This window comes from Corynebacterium lipophilum (genome assembly GCF_024102595.1).
Taxonomy (GTDB): domain Bacteria; phylum Actinomycetota; class Actinomycetes; order Mycobacteriales; family Mycobacteriaceae; genus Corynebacterium; species Corynebacterium pseudogenitalium.
On the sequence record NZ_JAEUWV010000003.1, the window covers coordinates 222,421 to 241,315 of the forward strand.

The 18,895-nt window shown below is 64.7% G+C and carries 16 protein-coding genes and 1 tRNA gene; 13 read left to right on the plus strand and 4 right to left on the minus strand.

Annotated features, from left to right (window positions below; translation table 11 throughout):
- Positions 1 to 24: 24 nt before the first annotated feature.
- Positions 25 to 663, plus strand: coding sequence for a DedA family protein (locus JMN37_RS04460; RefSeq protein ID WP_143000848.1), 639 nt, complete (start codon positions 25 to 27; stop codon positions 661 to 663).
- Here the strand turns inward: JMN37_RS04460 and JMN37_RS04465 are convergent.
- Positions 608 to 1,435 (minus strand): DNA-formamidopyrimidine glycosylase family protein, encoded by an 828-nt coding sequence (locus JMN37_RS04465; RefSeq protein ID WP_071573791.1) that lies wholly within the window; start codon positions 1,433 to 1,435, stop codon positions 608 to 610. The two genes, JMN37_RS04460 and JMN37_RS04465, sit on opposite strands and share 56 nt — an antisense overlap.
- A gap of 10 nt (positions 1,436 to 1,445) precedes the next feature.
- On the opposite strand from JMN37_RS04465, the gene JMN37_RS04470 reads away from it, so the two are divergent.
- Together JMN37_RS04470 and JMN37_RS04475 are read left to right on the plus strand one after the other, a co-directional pair.
- Positions 1,446 to 1,673: a hypothetical protein gene (locus JMN37_RS04470; protein WP_070362839.1), complete on the plus strand. Its 228-nt coding sequence runs from the start codon at positions 1,446 to 1,448 to the stop codon at positions 1,671 to 1,673.
- A 75-nt stretch (positions 1,674 to 1,748) separates the two neighbouring features.
- A complete protein-coding gene (locus tag JMN37_RS04475) occupies positions 1,749 to 3,179 on the plus strand; it encodes an HNH endonuclease signature motif containing protein (RefSeq protein ID WP_071573781.1) in 1,431 nt (476 codons plus the stop codon).
- A 14-nt stretch (positions 3,180 to 3,193) separates the two neighbouring features.
- Here JMN37_RS04475 and JMN37_RS04480 read toward each other — a convergent pair whose 3' ends face one another.
- Positions 3,194 to 7,825, minus strand: a complete 4,632-nt coding sequence (locus tag JMN37_RS04480; protein ID WP_252931126.1) for an ATP-dependent helicase — start codon at positions 7,823 to 7,825, stop codon at positions 3,194 to 3,196.
- 77 nt (positions 7,826 to 7,902) lie between these two features.
- On the opposite strand from JMN37_RS04480, the gene JMN37_RS04485 reads away from it, so the two are divergent.
- The 5 genes from JMN37_RS04485 (at position 7,903) to JMN37_RS04505 (ending at position 10,398) form a co-directional block, all read left to right on the plus strand.
- The gene (locus tag JMN37_RS04485) at positions 7,903 to 8,679 is read left to right on the plus strand and encodes a 3'(2'),5'-bisphosphate nucleotidase CysQ (RefSeq protein ID WP_070362842.1); all 777 of its coding nucleotides are present in this window, start codon (positions 7,903 to 7,905) and stop codon (positions 8,677 to 8,679) included.
- Complete coding sequence (locus JMN37_RS04490) at positions 8,676 to 9,476, plus strand: thymidylate synthase (protein ID WP_252931127.1); 801 nt, start codon at positions 8,676 to 8,678, stop codon at positions 9,474 to 9,476. Before JMN37_RS04485 ends, JMN37_RS04490 begins: the two co-directional genes overlap by 4 nt.
- Positions 9,476 to 9,967: a dihydrofolate reductase gene (locus tag JMN37_RS04495; RefSeq protein WP_252931128.1), complete on the plus strand. Its 492-nt coding sequence runs from the start codon at positions 9,476 to 9,478 to the stop codon at positions 9,965 to 9,967. Before JMN37_RS04490 ends, JMN37_RS04495 begins: the two co-directional genes overlap by 1 nt.
- Entirely contained in the window at positions 9,964 to 10,245 is a 282-nt protein-coding gene (locus JMN37_RS04500; protein ID WP_252931134.1) for a mycoredoxin, read from the plus strand. Before JMN37_RS04495 ends, JMN37_RS04500 begins: the two co-directional genes overlap by 4 nt.
- Positions 10,246 to 10,325: 80 nt before the next feature.
- Positions 10,326 to 10,398 (plus strand) — tRNA-Arg (locus JMN37_RS04505).
- A gap of 78 nt (positions 10,399 to 10,476) precedes the next feature.
- Here JMN37_RS04505 and JMN37_RS04510 read toward each other — a convergent pair.
- On the minus strand, positions 10,477 to 12,897 hold the full coding sequence (locus JMN37_RS04510; protein WP_252931135.1) for a bifunctional lysylphosphatidylglycerol flippase/synthetase MprF: 2,421 nt from the start codon (positions 12,895 to 12,897) through the stop codon (positions 10,477 to 10,479).
- Positions 12,894 to 14,111, minus strand: coding sequence for an alpha/beta hydrolase (locus tag JMN37_RS04515; protein ID WP_070362847.1), 1,218 nt, complete (start codon positions 14,109 to 14,111; stop codon positions 12,894 to 12,896). The genes JMN37_RS04510 and JMN37_RS04515 overlap by 4 nt, the downstream gene beginning before the upstream one ends.
- Positions 14,112 to 14,131: 20 nt before the next feature.
- Between JMN37_RS04515 and JMN37_RS04520 the strand changes: the two genes are divergently transcribed.
- From JMN37_RS04520 to JMN37_RS04540, 5 genes are all read left to right on the plus strand, one after another.
- The gene (locus JMN37_RS04520) at positions 14,132 to 14,770 is read left to right on the plus strand and encodes an esterase/lipase family protein (RefSeq protein WP_252931137.1); all 639 of its coding nucleotides are present in this window, start codon (positions 14,132 to 14,134) and stop codon (positions 14,768 to 14,770) included.
- Positions 14,771 to 14,865: 95 nt separating this feature from the next.
- Complete coding sequence (locus JMN37_RS04525) at positions 14,866 to 15,330, plus strand: YceI family protein (RefSeq protein WP_071573774.1); 465 nt, start codon at positions 14,866 to 14,868, stop codon at positions 15,328 to 15,330.
- 21 nt (positions 15,331 to 15,351) lie between these two features.
- Positions 15,352 to 16,842 (plus strand): gluconokinase, encoded by a 1,491-nt coding sequence (locus JMN37_RS04530; protein ID WP_071573773.1) that lies wholly within the window; start codon positions 15,352 to 15,354, stop codon positions 16,840 to 16,842.
- Between the two features lie 50 nt (positions 16,843 to 16,892).
- Positions 16,893 to 18,059 (plus strand): YibE/F family protein, encoded by a 1,167-nt coding sequence (locus tag JMN37_RS04535; RefSeq protein WP_070479223.1) that lies wholly within the window; start codon positions 16,893 to 16,895, stop codon positions 18,057 to 18,059.
- Positions 18,060 to 18,078: 19 nt separating this feature from the next.
- Complete coding sequence (locus tag JMN37_RS04540) at positions 18,079 to 18,885, plus strand: DUF1906 domain-containing protein (protein WP_071567054.1); 807 nt, start codon at positions 18,079 to 18,081, stop codon at positions 18,883 to 18,885.
- Positions 18,886 to 18,895 lie beyond the last annotated feature (10 nt).

Here is an 18,895-nt window from a genome sequence, read left to right on the forward strand (position 1 = left end):
TTTACCTACAACTAAGGAGTGAACGTGCAAGCCATCATCGACTGGATCGTCAACCTGATGGAGCTTCTCGGCGCCCCCGGCGTCGGGATAGCGATTTTCTTGGAGAACGTCTTCCCACCGATCCCCTCCGAGGTAGTGCTGCCGCTGGCCGGCTTCACGGTCGCGCAGGGCTCGCTGAGCTACCTGGCGGTGTTCATCTGGTCGGTGATGGGGTCCGTCGCGGGCGCGTTTTTCCTTTACGGCCTCGGTGCCTGGCTGGGCGCCGAGCGCCTGCGCGCGATCGCTGACTGGATGTGGTTGGTGAAGGCGTCGGACGTCGATAAGTCCCTCGAGTGGTTTGATAAGCACGGCCGATCCTCGGTCTTCTTCGGCCGCCTGATTCCGGGGGTGCGCTCCCTCATCTCGATTCCTGCAGGCCTGGACCGCATGAACCTCGCGATGTTCGCCCTGTGGACCGGGCTCGGCTCCGCAATCTGGAACGCAATCCTGATCACGCTCGGCATGTACCTCGGCGAAAGCTGGGAGACGGTCTCCCATTACGTGGATACGTACTCGACCGTGGTCTACGTCCTGCTGATCCTGATCATGCTCGGCTTCCTGGCGTACTTCATTCGCCGCTCCATGAAGGAGAAGGCGGCTGGCACTGAGGGCACCACCAAATAACTCGTTCTAAGTCGCCCGCTCCCCCGAGGAATCCTTTCTCGATGAGCGTGCCGCACCGCCGACACGGCTTGTTGTTCCTTCCAAATACGTAGCTGGTCTCCCCGGCGCGTTTGATCCCCGTGGTCACTCGCACCGGGGAGTCTTTGTTTGCCCACATGAGGCGCCGCGCGATCGCCACATGCTTTTCGACGTCCACCTCCCCCACCTTGCGTGCCGGATGCGTACCAGCGATGAAGTGAATTTCTGCGCGGTACTCATTGCCGATGCCCGCGACGAAACGCTGGTTGAGCAGCGCGCGCCCCATCTCGAGGTGCGGGTGCTCGCTGATCCTACGCACGACCTCTTCCTGGTCGAAGTCGCGTACCAGCATGTCCGGGCCCAGGTAGCCCATCCGCTGCGGGTAGTCGCGCGCGGGGAACACCTCAACGAGGCCTAACGAATGCCCGACGAGCTCGATATCAGGCTTCGGCGCGTCCGCGAGGCGCAGCACCACCCGGGCGGTGTGGCCGGGCTTGCGCCAGCGGGTGCCCGCACGATGGATCGCCCATGTGCCTTCCATTTTTAGGTGCGTGTGTAGCACTTGTGATTCGTGGCCTTCGCGGGAAAACTCCATGAAGAGGTGCTTGCCGTAGGGCCAGACGCGCTCGCAGGTCATGCCGGTGAAATCGACGGTGGCGAAGCGCGGCACGCGGATGCTCGTGGCAGTGACCTCACGGTGTTGCATCCACTGCAGGCGATTTGACAGCTGATAGACGGAATCCCCTTCAGGCATAGTGGTATCCATGTTCCGCTTCTTACAAAACCTTTTCAACTACGGCCCCACGCCAGAGGAGTCGCTCGTCGGGTTCTTCCCCGACATGGATGCCGCCACCGAGTGGGCGCGGGGTGTGCTGGCAGAGACCGGCACCGACCCCGAAGCCGAGTTTGTTCGCGCCGTGAAAGACGTGCGCGTGGCGAACCCGCGCATCGGCCTGGCCGCGGCAGCACACCTGGTCAAGCAACTGCTTTAGAATCTTTGTTCGAATCTCATTTTTTCATGTCTGACACGTCTGTATAGTCGCCCTTAGCTACTTGAAGGAGGGGACATGAACGACGTGACCAAGCTCGTTGACCAGGTCATTAACGGCCTGGATCAGCTGCGCACGCTTTTCGACGACCCCTCCTCCCTCCGCCTTTCCGCCATCGCCGAAGACATCGCACGCCTCGAACACGCGATGGACAAGAAGGCCTACATCGATGCCGCCTTCGCGCAGGTCTGCGCTATCGCCGACGCCGGCAAACTCGTCGGCGCCAACTACCCGGATACCTACCTCATGGAGAAGTTGGGCATCTCCAAGGGTGAGGCATATAACCGGCTCGCGCGCGCCAAAGCGATGTTCGCTCCGGTGACGGAGCCGGACCGTGGCGGCCTGCTCGATGTGGAGGAGGCGGAGCGCCGTCGCAAAGACCAAGAGCATGCTCGCCGCCACGCCGACGCGGTTCCCGCGGCCAAACAGGACATCATCCGACGTGAAACCGACAGGCTGCTCAAGGCCGCCGAGGGCGAGCACATGAGCATCTACGCCCACGCCATGGAGGAAGCGAAGACCCGAGACGAGCAGGACCTTCGCCTCACGGTCAAGCGCCTCGTGGATAAGGCGAACCGGCCACACGCGAAGAAGAACCCCAACGCGGGCTTTGAGAAGCGCGAGGCCACGCTCGGCAAGGAAAACTCCGATGGCACCTATTACGTGCGCCTGAACATGACAGCAGGCGATTACGCGCTCTACAAGGCGCTGACTGACAAGGGGCTTGCGCCACACTCCAACATCCCGCCCGAACACCAGCAGGACCGCGACCCCCGCACCCGTGGCCAGCGCCGCTACGACCAGTTCATGGCCATCATGCGCCAATACGAGCACGGCGAGCAGGCCACTCACGGTGGCGCAGCCTCCGTGGTGGTCTCAGTGACTCTCGACGACCTCGCCGACGCCGACGCCACCACACTGTTCCAAACCAACGTCGGCGTGGAGCTGGACGCCTTCGAACTCGTGCGCCTCGGTTTGGATGGCACGTCTGACTTCCTGCTCACCGTCGACGGACTCACCGGCGTGCCGCTGCATCTGGGCAGGTCCAAGCGGCTCGCCTCTGTTGGGCAACGCATCGCCATGTTTGCTATCCAGGGCGTGTGCTCCTGGGCCGGCTGCACCACCGCAATGAGCGAGTGCGAAGCCCACCACATCATTTCCTGGCTGCGCCACGGCGGAACCGACATCACCAACCTCACCGGCCTGTGCCCCACCCACCACCGGTGCAACAACGACCACCGGGACGGCTCCTTCAACAAGGGCTACATGGACTACGACTCCACCACCGGCACCGCGTTGTTGGTCAAGGCCGACGGCACCCGCCACACCAACACCTCGGACCCCGCCATGCACTCGGCGGTGAATCGGATCCGGAACAAACGGGCGATGCGGGCAGGGCCACCGGGGACTACTCACCGGCCGGTGCCTCGCGTGATACTGCGACCCTAAACCCAGCCGAAACACTAATCGTCGAAGGAGAGCCCGTCCAGATCCCCTAGGGCCTCCGTCATGCTGCGCCCGCGCCGCTTCGGGGGCGCGGCCTGCTTGCCTCCGATTCTTACGCCCTTGTGCGTCACCGCCACGCCAAGATCGCGGAGCCGGAACGCGGGCTCGCCGTTGACGGTTTCGACGTTGAGCGGGCGCATCCTCCCGGCGGCGACGGCATCCGATAGTGCGTCGATAACAAGTGGTAGCGGATCTTCGATGCCTTCCGGGAAGGTCTCGAAGAAGGTAGTGAGCTTCTTGCCACCACGGGTGACGTGGGCCGCCAACAGCCCGTCCACCAGCACCACCATCGCGCCTGCCGATCTGGTCGGCCCGGTCGCGGGCCACGGCAGCGCGGCCCCGTAGGGGTTGGCCGGGTCGGTCGCGGCGAGCACGTACACCTTTGGTTCACGCGCTCCAGAGGGCCAACCGGCGACGTCGTCGCTGTCCTGCTGGCCACGCAGCCGATCAATCGTCGCAGGAGTGGAGAACTGCGCCGCGCCAAGCCCCTCGATGAGGTAGCCGCGCAGCGCCTTGCCGGAGTCCTCGAACCCGGAGAGCACCTTGTACGCCAGCGCGAAGCCTCCGATGACGTTTTCGGCGACGACGGCGCCCTTCGTCACCACCCCGTACCGGTCTAGCCACGCCTCCCCAAGCGCGAGCGAGCGCCGGGTCGGGTCGGTGTCGGGCTGCGGGGTGGCGGCCCAGCGTCCCACCATGTCTGGCGGGGCGGTTTGCGTAAACGAGGTCCTGCCGGAACGGATGCGGGAGCGGGACGGTCTACGCTTCGCGCGGTGCGCGGCCTTACCGCCGGCGAGGCGTGCGCGCAGCGGCGTGAAGGAATCGGGTGAGACGTGTCCGGCCTCGACGAGGTCCCACATGGATTCGCGTAGCTCCTCAGAATTCGTCGCGGGCGTGAGCAGATCGCTGAACAGGTAGCCTCCACCTGCTGCGAGCGTGTCCATGATGTGCTGCTGCGTAAGCGACAGCAACGGCGGATCGACTTGTGGCATGAGCTGCGCGGCGTAGTCACTCGGCAGCAGCATGATCCACGGGTCGTTCGCCCCCGCCGACCCGGCGCCCACGATGATGACCTCGCCGGAGGCAGTCAGCTCGTCCAGCATGATCGGCGAGTAGTCCCCCACCCGTGACGGAAAAATGTGAGACTCCCATGCTGAGGCGGGGAGCCGCACGCCCGCGAGCTGCTCGATGACGGAGTACACCCCGTCGGCGCCACGGAGGGGCGGAGTTGTCCCCGCCGCGGCGACGTTACTCCACGCTGGCAGGAAACGCCCGTACGCCGACGCCGACACCGGTCGGGCCTGCGCCCGCGCGGCCGCCAAGGAGCGCGAACGGATCACGCGCAGAACCTCTTGCGCCACGTACTCTTGGTCGTCGACGCCTTGGCGGAAGCGCCCCTCGATGACGGAGTTGGCGTCGACAAGCGGTTGCAGCACCGCGTAGGCCGCGCCGAGCGCGAGCCCGAAGGCGTCGGCAAGCGCGCGCAGCGTGAAGGGGCCGCGGGTGCGCACCCAGCGGCGCACGAGCTGGGCAAGCGCATCGGGGATGGTGGCCACCTGCGCTGCCACCCCAGGTGGAACCGGCACGCCGAGGCCGTCGCGCAGCAGCGGTGCGTCGAGCGCCTGCGCGACGTGTTCCCTACCGCCGATGCGCACCCGCATCACGCGCGGCCCGAGCGACGCCTCGAGTCCTGCGAGCGGCACCGTCGTGTAGATCGCGAGCTCGTTCACGGGCACCGGGCCGGTCAGGCGCAGGGTGTCGGCGAACTGTTCCGGCGTCTCGGCGCGGCCCACCCGGCGCAGGTTCGCGTCGACCTCGGCGATCACTTCCGGGTCCAACAGTTCGCGCAGCTCCACGGTACCCAGCAGTTTGGCCAGCAGCGACGGGTCCAGCGCGAGCGCCGCCGCTCGCTTCTCTGCAAGCGGGGTGTCGCCCTCGTACATGAACGCGCCGGTGTAGTTGAACAGCAGCGATGAGGCAAACGGGCTCGGCTGCTGCGTGGTCACCTCCGCGATGCGGACCCGGCGCGTCTGCAGGTCACGGATCACCTCTTGCAGCGCTGGCAGGTCGTAGACGTCTTGGAGGCACTCGCGCACCGTTTCCAGGATGATCGGAAACGACGGGTAATTCCGGGCCACATCCAACAACTGCTCGGCGCGCTGGCGCTGCTGCCACAGGGGCGCGCGCTTGCCGGGGTTGCGGCGCGGCAGCAAGAGGGCGCGGGCGGCGCACTCGCGGAACCGGGAAGCGAACAGGGCGGAGTTTCCCACCTGCTCGGTGACGATGTCGGTGATCTCGTCGGCGTCGAATTGGAACAGGGCCCCGGAGGGTTCGTGGTCGCCTTGGGGCAGGCGCAGAACGATGCCGTCGTCGCCGGCCACGGCCTGGGCGTCCATCCCGGTCTCCTGCGCGATCCGCCACCCGGCGGCCAGCGCCCACGCGGCGTTCACACCCTTGCCGAACGGCGTGTGCAGCACCACGCGCCAGTCCCCGAGCTCGTCGGTGAAGCGCTCGAGCACCAGCGTCGTCTCGTCTGGCAGCACGCCGGTGGCCTCCTCTTGCTCCTCAAGGTAGGCCCGCAGATTGTCGCGCGCGTACGCATCGAGCGAATTATCGACGCCCGCTCCGCCTCGCACCTCCCTCCTGAACGCGCCGAGCGCCTTGCCGAGTTCGTACGGGCGCCCGACGCCCTCCCCCGACCAAAACGGCAGCCTGCCGGTATGCCCCGGCGCGGGAGAGACCTGTACTTGGTCGCGCGTGATGTTTTCGATGCGCCAGCTCGTCGCCCCGAGCGTGAACACGTCGCCGACGCGGGACTCGTAGACCATTTCCTCGTCGAGCTCACCGACGCGGCGCGGCGCCCCGCCTTCGGCCTCGGAGCCGACGAGGAACACGCCGAACATGCCACGGTCCGGGATGGTGCCGGCGTTGGTGACCGCGACGCGCTGCGCGCCCTGCAACGCCTTGAGCACGGTGCCGTCGAGCCAGGCGCGCGGCTTGAGCTCCGCGAAGTCAGTCGAGGGGTACACGCCGGTGACCAGGTCGATGACGGCGTTGAATACATCCCGGTCGAGGTTGCGGTAGGGCCAGGCGCGGGTGACGGTCTCGTACCAGTCATCAAGCTCGAGGTCCTCAACTGCTACCGCGGCCACCGTCTGTTGGGCGAGCACGTCCAGCGGGGAGCGTGGCGTGCGCAGCTCCTCGATGAGCCCGTCGCGCATCCGCGGCACGGTCACGGCCGTTTGCACCAGGTCGGAGCGGTGCTTCGGATAGAACGAGCCGTGCGAGATCGCGCCCACCGTGTGCCCGGCGCGCCCGACGCGCTGCAGCCCGGAGGCGACCGACGGCGGCGACTCCACCTGGATCACCAGCTCCACCGCCCCCATATCGATGCCGAGTTCCAGCGAGGACGTCGACACGACCGCTTTGAGCGTGCCCTCTTTCAGCATCGTTTCCGTCGTGGCCCGCTCATCTTTGGACACGCTGCCGTGGTGCGCCCGCGCGATCACGGGCGCCGCCTCCCCCGCGAGGTCGACCCCTTTGCCCAGCTGTGCAGGGGGGCGTCGAGTAGCGGGGCTGAGCGCTTCGGGGTCGTGCTCCTTGGCCCACAGCTCGTTGAGCTGGCTGGTGAGCCGCTCCGCTGTGCGTCGCGAGTTCACGAACACGATCGTCGAGCGGTGCGCCATGACCTCCCGGTACACCGATTCCGCGATGTGCGGCCAAATCGACTTCGGCGCCGGTGGCATCAGCGCCGCGGTCTCCCCGCCGAAGTCCAGGGCGTCGTCGACGATGGCATCCCCAATTGTCGACGCCTCCTCCGGCACCGGCAGGTCACTCATATCAGCAACTGGCACCCGCACCGCGAGGTCCCAGCGCTTCTCCCCCGGCGGCTGGATGATCGTCGTACGAGGCCCGAGGAAGTCCGCCACGGCCTCCAGCGGGCGCACCGTCGCAGACAACCCGATGCGCTGAAAGTCCCCCGCGAGGCGGCCGAGCCGCTCCAGCGACAGTGCCAGGTGCACGCCGCGCTTCGTGCCCGCGAGCGCGTGAATCTCGTCCACGATTACGGTGTCCACGGTCCGCAGGATGCCCGCGGCCTTCGACGTCAGCATCAAATACAGCGACTCAGGCGTGGTGATCAGGATGTCCGGCGGCTTGCGCACCTGGCGGGACCGCTCCGCTTGCGGGGTGTCGCCCGAGCGCACCGCCACCGACACGTCCGGCATGTCTATCCCCATGCGCTGCGCCACGCGCCCAATCCCGCCGAGCGGGGCCCGCAGGTTATTTTCGACGTCCACACCAAGGGCCTTCAGCGGCGAGATATATAAGGTGCGCACGCCGCCGTGGCTGCTGGTGTTCGCCCCATCGATTGGCAGGGCCTGTTGCCCGTCGCGCTCCACGAGCGAATTCAACGACCACAAAAAGGCCGCTAACGTCTTACCGGAACCGGTAGGTGCAACCACCAGGGCGTTGCCACCGTCGGAAATCGTGGCCCACGCCTGCTCCTGCACTGGCGTTGGCGCCTCGAATACTTCTTCAAACCAGGTCGCCACCTGCGGTTTGAAGCGTTCGAGGATTCCTTTGGCCATGCCCGCCAGAATACAGATAGTGCAGGCAGGCGAAAAGAAATGGTTCCTTTGGCTGGTTTCGCGCTAAAGTCGAAGCCATGACTGCTCAGTATTCAGACTCTCGGCTGACAAACTTAATCGCGCAAGGCACCGGCGAGATCCTCAAGGGTATTCGCGGTGTTGGCCTTCTCCGCGGACGTGAACTTGGAGAAGCCGGCGACGACCTGGCACAGAACTGGATCGCGCGCGTGCTTGAGCAGCACCGCCCGGGCGATGCATTTCTGTCCGAAGAGGCAGCCGACGACCACTCCCGTCTTAGCAACAACCGCGTCTGGATCGTTGACCCACTCGACGGCACCAAGGAGTTCGCAACCGGCCGCCAGGACTGGGCCGTGCACATCGCGCTCGTCGAAGACGGGGTACCAACCCACGCTGCGGTAGGCCTGCCGGACCTTGGCGTCGTCTTCAAGTCTTCCGACGTGCGCCACGTCTCGGGGCCGTTCGCAAAGAAGATCGCTATGTCGCGCAACCGCCCGCCGGCGATCGCCCCGTTCGTTGCTGACGCCCTCGGCTTCGAGACCAGCCCGGTCGGCTCCGCAGGCGCGAAGGCAATGCACGTCCTGCTCGGTGACTTCGACGCCTACGTACACGCCGGCGGCCAGTACGAGTGGGACCAGGCAGCACCGGTCGGTGTGTCTATGGCTGCGGGCCTGCACTGCTCGCGCCTCGACGGCTCGCCGCTGAAGTACAACAACAAGGACACCTACATCCCGGATCTGCTCATCTGCCGTCCGGAACTTGCCGACGACATCCTGGAAGCCTGCGCGAAGTACTACGACGAGCACGGCTCCTTCGAAGGGGTCGTCGCGAAGTGAGCCTGGTGACTCCGTACGAAGACCTCCTGCGCGACGTTCTGGAAAACGGCACCGATAAGGGCGACCGCACCGGCACCGGCACGCGAAGCGTCTTCGGTCGCCAGCTGCGCTACGACCTGTCCGAATCATTCCCCCTGCTGACCACCAAGAAGGTGTACTTCAAGGGCGTCGTGGGCGAGCTGCTGTGGTTCCTCCGCGGCGACTCCAACGTGACCTGGTTGCAAGAGCACGGCGTGCGCATCTGGAACGAGTGGGCCGATGAGAACGGCGAGCTCGGCCCGGTCTACGGCGTGCAATGGCGCTCTTGGCCCACCCCTGACGGAAAGCACGTGGACCAGATTTCACGGGCGCTCGAGCTGCTGAAGGACGACCCTGATTCGCGCCGCAACCTGGTGTCAGCGTGGAACGTCTCCGAGCTCGAGCAGATGGCGCTGCTGCCGTGCCACCTGCTGTTTCAGCTGTATGTGGCCGACGACAAGCTGAGCCTGCATGTCTACCAGCGCTCCGCCGACATGTTCCTTGGGGTTCCCTTCAACATCGCCTCCTACGCGCTGCTCGCGCATATGTTTGCGCAACAAGCGGGCCTTGAGGTCGGCGAACTCATCTGGACCGGCGGGGACTGCCACATTTACAACAACCATTTCGACCAGGTGCGCGAGCAACTCTCTCGGGAGCCTCGCCCCTACCCGCAGCTCAAGCTGCGAAAGGCGGAGTCGCTGTTTGACTACGACTTCGCCGACATCGAGGTTGTCGGCTACGACCCGCACCCAACGATCAAAGCGCAGGTGTCCGTCTAATGCTGGGCGCGATCTGGGCCGAAAGCGTCGATGGCATCATCGGCGACGGCGTGGGCATGCCCTGGCACCTGCCCGAGGACCTGCGTCGCTTGAAGGAGATCACGCTAGGCCACCCGATCATCATGGGTCGCAAGACCTGGGACCACCTCCCCATCAAGCCGTTGCCGGGCAGGACAAACCATGTGTTGTCCTCGCGTGAGCCCGGCGAGTGGTCCGACGGCGCCTTCGTGTCCCGCGACATCCCGGACCTGAAAACAACCGCCTGGATCATGGGCGGTGGCCAGGTCTACGAAGCAACCATCGACGAAGTAGACGTCATTGAACGTACGATCGTCGATGTCCGCGTCGCCGACAAGCTCGGAGCGTCAGCCGTCCGCGCGCCACGCGTCACCGATGACTTCGCTATTGTTTCTGATGGCCCGTGGCAGACCTCCGCCAACGGCACTCGTTTCAAGTACCAACGCCTCGAAAGGTTAGGCCCCAAATCATGACCACTCCCGAAACCTCTTCCCACGCCACCATCTTCGCAACCGATTGGTGCCCGTTCTGCAAGAAGCTTCGCGAGCGCCTCGACCGCACCGAAACCCCCTACGACGTCGTTGACGTCGAAGCCGAAGGCGCCGAGGACGCCGCCGCATGGGTCGAGTCAGTCAACGACGGCAACCGCATCGTGCCCACCGTCCTCTACTCTGACGGCACGCACGCGACGAACCCAGCAGCGTCCGCCGTCCGCGCGAAGCTGCGCGAACTGACCGGCGAAGAGGCCTAACACCCGGGCAAATAGCGATGCCGTCGCGGGCGCCCGCGACTTTGGCATCACTTCTGTCCTGCGGTACTGTTAGTCGAGTTGCCCCAGTAGCTCAGGGGATAGAGCACGGCTCTCCTAAAGCCGGTGTCGGAGGTTCGAATCCTCTCTGGGGCGCAAAACACCCCCGCGGCCTGCGCAAATAGGCTGCGGGGGTTTCGCATTTCTGCAAAGAACGCGAATGCACTAACTTATCTACCCTCTTTGCGCAAGATTTGGCCGGCCCAGGAACTCCTTGACCACGGTCATCATGTCCGACTTCTTCATGTCCGGCAGGTAACAGTGAATGACTGCTAGCGAGATATTGGCGAGTGACATTTCGTCTTCGTACAGCAGGTACCAGCCTTGGTGCGTCGGGTGGAATTTGTGCTTCGAGGCAGCGAGTGAGCGGAAGCCGTAGAGTGGCTCGATCGTCGCACCGGCCTTATCCAGGATGATTTCTACGAGTGATTCCGGCGCATCCGTTCGAGCCAGCGGCGCTCCGGAGAGGGAGACCCATCCAAGTCCTTGCTCGGCGGCGATCCGGGCGCTTTCCGCAAGGAGGAATTCGATGGCCGGCCGGAACCCGTTCGCGTCGCGGCGCATGAAGTCAAGGGTGTAGCCGACGAGGGCGCCGCCTTCGTAGACGGGCAGCCAGCTCGTCACTGCGTGCAGGCTGCCGTCGTCGCCCACTGCGAGGAGGAGTTTGGTGTCCGGGTCGCGGAGCTCGTCGAGCCCCCCCAAGGTGAAGCCCATTTCTGGAAGTGCTTTATCTGCGACCCATTGTTCTGAGAGCGCGACGATGCGCTCACGCATTTCCACTGGGCTTTCGGCCCAGCTCGTCCACACGGCGCGCACGCCTTCTTTCGCCGCACGGTTGCGCGCGGTTCGGATGTTCTGGAATTTCTTGCCTTTGAACTCGATGTTGTCCGTCAGCAACATGGATTCTTCGGCGACGTGGATGCGTCGGAAGTCGGGGCGAGCAAAGGTGCCGGGCACTGAGTACCACGCGACTCTCCAGCCTTGACGTGCGGCGAACTCTTCAAACGCACTGGCAACGGCTTCTTCTGTCATCGTGCCGCGGTGCACGGGACTTCCGACCGTGACAGCGACGTTGTAGGAGACGCGGTACGCGACGACGCCTTCTCCGTCGCCGGAGTCCGTCCCGCAGAAAAAGTAGCGGTTTCTTTCCCACAGCCCCATCCACGCGAGGTGGTCACCGGACCCATGGACCAGAATCTCCCGGGCTCGCTGGCGGTCCTGCGCGTGCGCTTCGGACGGCGGCGCGGACAGCACCTCAAACAGTGCAATCAGCGCGGTAATCCAGAATATGATTCCCACCCATTCGTAGAAGATCCACGCCACGGAGCTGATGGGGAACGCATGCGTTGGAGCCAGCACAGCTACCACGGGTGGGAGGTACCTGTTCGGCAGCTCAGCAAGCAGCGCGCTTATCGACGCTCCTCCGAGGAAGCCGTCTCGCACAACCCAGGCTCCGCAGGTCCACAGTGCTGCGGTTGCTAACCACGTCCCTCCTATGATCGCCGCGCCACGGTACCAGTTGGACGGAACCGTGAACCGGCGGCGAGTGGCAATGAGGACTGCAATGGTGACCAGCCACGGGAGAACTACCAGTATTGTGTTCACAGCGGTAGAGCCGTCTGCTCCCCCACCGATTGTTTGCCAGCAGATCACCGCAATGGATCCAACGCTGACGAGGACGGCTGCCCACCATGCCAGTTTCCTGCCATGCACGAGCCCCAGCGCAAGGATGGCTGACAAAACGATAGGCAAGGCATTCATCAGCAAGGGACCGAGGCCATGCTGACTGTTTACCGCCATCGCTTCCGCGCAGGCGACGGATGTAGCGTCAGCGCACCGCTGGGCTACTAAATGCCCTGCGACTGTCGGCTCCCACATCAGCTTGCTCACTCCTGCGAAAGGCCCCTGTGCAGCGGGGTTGATCGCCGTGATAACTGGTCCGATTGCAACACTGAGAAACAGGGCAGCCACCAGGACCCGTGCTTCCCGCAGCGACATTCTGCGTGGCGTACCTGTGTCCGTGACAAGGACGCCAGCGACGGTCCCTGCGACAATGGCGACAAGTGCAACGACGCCTGAGAGTGAGCCGTCGTAGAGTACAAGGGTCGTCATCATCGCAAGCATCACGAGGCGGAGGCGGCGTCGCCACAGCACGCCCATGAAGGCAGTGGCGAATGCGGCGGGCCCGAAGATCCACGCGACCGGAGACACAAAGGTCTCGTTGGCAAGGTCTGGGCCCCACAGGTTAAAGCCTGCTCGCTCGATGGCACTACCGATAATGAAGCCGAAAGGAAGCGCTACGAACTCGGAAGCCGTCGCCGCAACCGCGAAGCGAGCAGAGCCAAGTCGCACCTCGGCTGGAACTGCGAATAGCAGCGCTGCGACAGTGGCCAGGATGAGCCCGACGAGGTTACCTGCGGTCAGCCCTGCGGTGGCCCAGTGCCAAAGGTCGGGATCAACGGGAAGGCGCAATCCGAAAGCCTCCCGCGGGGCCGCACCCGACAATACGCAGGCTAAATACGTGGCCCACGCAATACTCAAGAGGCCGAGCGTGACTGGAACTTTCCTCAAACAGGTGCTGATCAAGTGTTTCATTGAATTCCTCCGCGTTGAGCAACGAAGTCAATGTCTTGGCGCAACGCCACTCGCCACACTTCGAAGCTGTGCCCACCTGGCAGCGAGCGAAATGTGGTGCTCATTCCGGCTTTCTTCGCGAGCTCGTTTTGGTGCGGAAGCGCTGCCATAGCCTCTTGGTCACGCTTGCCGGCGGCAAACCTGCCAGCGATTCCCTTGTAGGTCACAGTCCCGATTGCCTCCTGAAGGAGCGTTTCCGGGTTCACGGATTGGAACGCGGCCTCGTCGCCGCCGAACAGCACGTCGACGGTCCGTTGGTGCCCGCCTAGGTTCGGTTCCGCCTCACCCGAATAGTCGAGGAACGTCCCGTAGGCCGTGGGATCGTTGGTAATCACTTGGAGTGCGCACGTGCCGCCGTAGCTTAACCCACCGATTGCCCACGTGCGTTGGTCTTCCTTCACACGGAAATTGTCCTTGACCAGCTGTGGAATTTGCTGGGCCAGGTAGGTTTGGATTTGCAGATCCGGGCCGTCCACGCACCCGGGATTCCCCGTGGTTGTTCCTGTGCCGTCCGCGCTGACGACAATGGGGGCTACGCCGTCGTGTGCAACTTGGTAGTCGTCGAGCGTCTGTTGCGCCCCGCCTTCGTCAAACCACCGGATTGGGCTGCCGGGGCTTCCCGCGAGCAGCACGAGGACCGGTAGGTGCTCGCCATGCCAGTAGGCGGGCGGAACGTACACAATTGCATCGCGCAGCGGTGGGGCAGGCAGGGTCACTAGGGCGCCCACTTCCCTGCCGTCGAGGGTCGGGGCGGTCGTCGTTTCGCGGAACTGATCCAAATTCATGGACACGGTGACCGGGACCGGGCGGAAGGACCCGAGGGTCGGGTACTGCTCATAAACAAGGTTGACCGCAAGGTACGCCAGCATCAAAGGAATCACTGCGAGCGGGGCGAGGCGCCACCGCCACCGCGGCGCCAAGAAGATGGTCGCCACCACGAACACGGCAGCTGCACAGCTGGCGTAGATGTGCCACGGAATTGCATCCGGGAACGGCTTCGGCCACACCGTGAGCAACAGGTACGCCGCTGCGAGCAGCGCTGCCGCGATTGCGAGTGCAATGCGCCGGTGCTGACGGCCGTACCACAACGCGACAACCACGGAAGCAGCTAAAGAGAGGTAGATCGCCCAGGTCGCGCCTGTGCTGACCACGGATAACGAACGGATTGCATCCACGGCGAGTAGTTTAAGACGCTATGGCGTTGCTTTCCTACGTGCCACGGATACTTCCATCGCCTTCAACAGCGAACTCCCAGACAACAGGCCGCATCGTTGTGGCCCTCCATGGCACTGGCTCCTCCCCTTTTGTCTTCCGCCGCCTTGCACACGCACTGGAAAAACATGGGATTGGGTTGATTGCGCCTGGCTACGGCCATCGGGCAACGGCAGGTATCGACGCCTCGTCCAAAGAGATTGCGGCGTTCCTCGACAGCCTGGCTGCGCAGCAGGTCGATGTTGTGGGGCACTCGTATGGCGCGCTGATCGGGCTGAGGGCGGTTCAGTTGAGCGAAATCGCCGCGCGCTGCGGCACGATCGTGGGCCTCGGAGCCTCGTGGCGTGGCACGCACGGCATTGCGCGTCTGTTTCCGCCCCGGCTCGTTCGGGTAGTGGCTGGCGACGCGTTCGTCGAATTAGAGCATTTCCGGGAGGAGCCAGTGGCCCCTTCCGGTACCGAAATCGTCTCTATCGTTTCGGATGCTGACCGCATTGTTCCAGCGTGGTCGTCACGGTGGGGAGACGTAATCGAGGTACCTGGTGTATCGCATGCGGCGCTCCCTTTGCGGACGAATGAGATCCTGGCGGCGCTCAGGGTAGTCCCTTCCGACCACAGCTGAGCAGCAACAACCCTACATTGTTGATACGTCACCAATAATCACCTACACTCGCACCTGCAATCATTATTGATGACACGTCAACGAAAGTAGGAATCATGTCTCAGCTCACCGGTACATACAAGCTCGACCCGGCACACTCCTCCATCGGCTTCACCGTCCGCCACGCGATGGTGACGAAGGTCCGCGGCGAGTTTACCGACCACGACGCCACCATCACGCTCACCGACGATCTGGCAGCAAGCACGGCACAGGGCACCGTCCGAACCGCGAGCGTCGATACCCGAAACGAGGACCGCGACGCACACGTGCGCGGCGAGGACTTCTTCGATGTGGAGAAGCACCCGGAAATGACGTTTACCTCCACGGCATTCAACGTAGATAATGCCGGCAACGGCACCGCCACGGGCGACCTCACCATCAAGGGCACCACGAAACCAGTCACGTTCGAGGTTGAGACCTTCGGCATCGATTTCCAGGCCCCGCTCAACTCGGGCGGCATGCTCGTGAGTGAGAAGGTCGCCATTGAAATTGAGGGCTCCGCGATCAAGCAGAGCGCCTAGTCTCTGCCGTACCATCGAGGCATGAGTGCTTCGAAGATCCCAACCATGTCGGTCCCCGTACAGGACTCCCGCGGGCCGTACGTCCTCGGCATCGACGTCGGCTCTACCGCGAGCCGCGGCGGCCTTTACGACGCCACCGGCCGCCCCGTCAAGGGCGCGAAGCAGCGCGTTGCGCACGCGTTTACTACCACCGCTGACGGCGCGAGCACCATCGACGCCGACCAGGTCGTCGCCGAGGTCCGCAAGGTTATCGACGACACCGTCGCGTTCGCCGCAGCGCATGACCTGCGCATTGAGGCCGTCTGCATGGACTCGTTCGCCTCGAGCCTCCTCCTTGTCGACGCCCACGGCGACGCCCTGACCCCGCTGTACACCTACGCGGACTCACAATCCCGCGACTACGTCGAACGGCTCCGCAACACAATCGACGAGGCCGAGTACCACCAGCGCACCGGCGTGCGCCTCCACACGAGTTACCACCCGGCGCGCCTCGCCTGGGCAAAGGAGCAGCTGCCCGAGTTTGCGCGCGCAGCCACGGTCATGGCGATCGGCGAGTACGTGTACCACAAGCTCGCGGGCATCCATGGCCTGGCCGTCTCTACCGCGGCGTGGTCGGGCGTCACCAATGCGCACACGGGGAAGCTCGACACCGAGATTCTCGACGCCATCGACATCCCGCACGACATGATCCAGCCGCTGCGCTTCCCCGACGAACCCGACTACCCGGATGACACCGCGTGGCCCGCGCTCAATGGGGTTGCGTGGTTCCACTGCATCCCCGACGGCTGGCCGTCCAATGTCGGCCCCGGCGCGACCGGCCCCGACACTATCGCGGTAGCCGCGGCGACCTCCGGCGCGATGCGCGTCATCCTCCCGGAGGTGCCAGCTCGCATCCCAGAGGGACTGTGGTGCTACCGCATCGCACGAGACAAGGCCATCTTGGGCGGCGCGCTCAACGACGTCGGGCGTGCCGTCACCTGGCTCGAGGAAACCATCCAGCCGGTGGCCCCGGATGAGATCGCCGCGGTGCTTTCCTCCGGGCCAGGGCGCGCCCCGCTAGTGCTGCCGTTCTTTACCGGCGAGCGCTCCACCGGCTGGGCCGCGAGCGCGCAAGCGCAGCTCTTGGGCATCACCGCGGCAACTACACCGGCCAATTTGTGGCGGGGCGTGTTTGAAGGCATCGCGATGTCGTATCTTCGCGTCTACGAGCAGCTCAAGGAGGCAGGCGCACTCCCCGAGCGCGTGGTCGCCTCCGGGCGCGTCACGGCCGACCACCCGGCGTGGCTGTCGGTGCTCGCCGATGCGCTTGGTTGCGACGTCGTCCCCCTGGAGATGAAGCGCGCCACCCTGCGCGGTACCGTGCTCATCGCTCTCGACGCCATCGCCCCTGAGGCACAGCGGGCAACGCCCCCATTCGGCCAAGGGCACCGCAACGTGGATGCACACGCCGAGTACTTCAGGGAGCTCCGCGACCGCTTCGAGGCTGCGTACCGCACGTTAGTTGTACAGTAGCTCTACAATCAGTCTGATTGTCTCAGTACTGTTCTCACAAGGGAGCTTCGTTGGCACGCCACGCAACCCAGTCATCGCCATCCCCGCTGCGCACGGCACGCGGCGCGCTAGTAGCGTTCCTCGCGATTGCGGGCATCGCCACGGTAGTGGGCCTCGCCCTACTGTGGCCGGGCGGCAAGCAGCCAGAGGTCCTGCCCGGGTTTGAGCAGACCCAGACGTCGACGGCGGAAACCGTCAAGGCCACCGTCATTGAGCACTCGGTCGCTCCCTGTGGTGGCGTCGCAACGCCGAACCACCCTGAGTGCGACTTCCTGCGCGTCGAGCTCAAGTCCGGAGGCACCACCACGATCGAGACAGCGCAGCAGCCGGGTACCCCGGAGCTTTCGGTCGGTGACCGTGTGGTGCTCTCGGTGCACCGCAACCCCGAGACTTCGTACTCCTTCCTTGACATGGATCGCTCGATACCGCTTGGGCTGTGGCTCGCGCTCACGCTGCTGGTCGTCGTTGTGGTTGGGGCATGGCGTGGGGTGCGCGCGATTTTCGGCCTACTGTATACGTTGCTTGTCATCTTCGGCTTCCTGGTTCCCGGACTGCTGCTCGGCTACAGTCCGGTCGGACTTTCGCTGGTCACGGGGGCCGCGGTGCTCTTCCCTGTCATCTTTGTTGTGCACGGCAGGAATTGGAAATCCGCGTCAGCCCTGGCTGGCACCCTGACCGCGCTGGGGCTCGCGGCGCTCGCCGCGCGCCTCGCCATCGATACGACGCAGCTGCGCGGCCTTGCCGACGAAAACAACCTCCTCATCCACATGTACCTCCCCCAGGTGCAAGTGCCAGGCATCATGCTCGCCGGATTCATCATCGGTGCCCTCGGCGTGCTCACCGACGTCACCATTGCGCAGGCTTCAACGGTGCAGGAGCTCTACGAGACTTCGCCCGACGCGCGGCCCCGCGCCGTGTTCGCCTCCGCTATGAAGGTCGGCCACGACCACATTGCGTCGATGGTCTACACCCTGGTCCTGGCGTACATGGGCGCTGCCCTCCCCCTGTCGATGCTGCTCCAGGTCGCCGACCGGCCGCTGACCCAGGTGCTCACCTCCGACGTGGTGGCCACCGAGATCATGCGCTCGAGTATCGGCGCGATCGCGTTGGTCCTGGCAGTGCCGATCACCACGGCGATTGCCGCGTGGACAATCCGAGCTCCCCAACCCCAACAGTAATGTTGCTAGAGTTACGGGTGTGACTACTTTTAATCGACGCCGCTTCCTTCAAACCACCGCACTCGCACTTGCGAGCGCAACCCTTGGCTTCACCGCGCAAGCCCACGCCCAGGGCCGCGTCCTCGGCACTGTGATCGACTACGCGGGCGGGGTTCCGTCCGGTCGCGCAGTAAAGGCCGCCGGGCACCTCGGCGCTGTCCGCTACGTGTCGGAGCGCCGCCCCGGCGCGAACTGGATGCTGGGCAAGCCCGTCACGCTGGGCGAAACACAGGACTTCGCCGCGAACGACCTCGCCACGGCGTCCGTCTACCAGTTCGGCCGTGCCGAGACCGCCGACTGGCTCGGCGGCGCCGCTGCTGCCGCCCGCCACGCACCGGAGGCGATGCGCCTCCACGCCTCCGCCGGCGGCCCAACCGGCCGCCCGATCTACATCGCGATCGACGACAACCCCTCGCGTTCCCAGTACCTGAACCAGATCCGCCCCTACCTCCGGGCGTTCTCCGCGGCACTGGCGCTTGGTGGCTACCAGACCGGTGTGTACGGAAACATCAACGTGATCCAGTGGTGCATCGAAGACGGCATCGGCTCGTTCTTCTGGCAGCACGACTGGGGCTCCGGCGGCAAACTGCACCCGCGCGCAAACATCCACCAGAAAGCAAAGTGGACCGGAGTGATCGACGGCGTCACGGTGGACATCAACAACGTTTACAGCGCCGATTGGGGCCAGTGGACCCCTGGGCGACGCGGCCCCGGCTTCACCCTTGGCGACCTGGGCAGCTCCCAGCTTTCATCACGCTTTGATTGGCGCGCGCTGCTGCCGAAGTAGCGTCACGCAA

Bases quoted from the DNA above. Each gene is read 5' to 3' on its own strand.
- JMN37_RS04465 (WP_071573791.1), bottom strand. From the start codon at position 1,435: ATGCCTGAAGGGGATTCCGTCTATCAGCTGTCAAATCGCCTGCAGTGG.
- JMN37_RS04470 (WP_070362839.1), top strand. From the start codon at position 1,446: ATGTTCCGCTTCTTACAAAACCTTTTCAACTACGGCCCCACGCCAGAG.
- JMN37_RS04475 (WP_071573781.1), top strand. From the start codon at position 1,749: ATGAACGACGTGACCAAGCTCGTTGACCAGGTCATTAACGGCCTGGAT.
- JMN37_RS04480 (WP_252931126.1), bottom strand. From the start codon at position 7,825: ATGGCCAAAGGAATCCTCGAACGCTTCAAACCGCAGGTGGCGACCTGG.
- JMN37_RS04485 (WP_070362842.1), top strand. From the start codon at position 7,903: ATGACTGCTCAGTATTCAGACTCTCGGCTGACAAACTTAATCGCGCAA.
- JMN37_RS04495 (WP_252931128.1), top strand. From the start codon at position 9,476: ATGCTGGGCGCGATCTGGGCCGAAAGCGTCGATGGCATCATCGGCGAC.
- JMN37_RS04500 (WP_252931134.1), top strand. From the start codon at position 9,964: ATGACCACTCCCGAAACCTCTTCCCACGCCACCATCTTCGCAACCGAT.
- JMN37_RS04510 (WP_252931135.1), bottom strand. From the start codon at position 12,897: ATGAAACACTTGATCAGCACCTGTTTGAGGAAAGTTCCAGTCACGCTC.
- JMN37_RS04520 (WP_252931137.1), top strand. From the start codon at position 14,132: ATGGCGTTGCTTTCCTACGTGCCACGGATACTTCCATCGCCTTCAACA.
- JMN37_RS04525 (WP_071573774.1), top strand. From the start codon at position 14,866: ATGTCTCAGCTCACCGGTACATACAAGCTCGACCCGGCACACTCCTCC.
- JMN37_RS04530 (WP_071573773.1), top strand. From the start codon at position 15,352: ATGAGTGCTTCGAAGATCCCAACCATGTCGGTCCCCGTACAGGACTCC.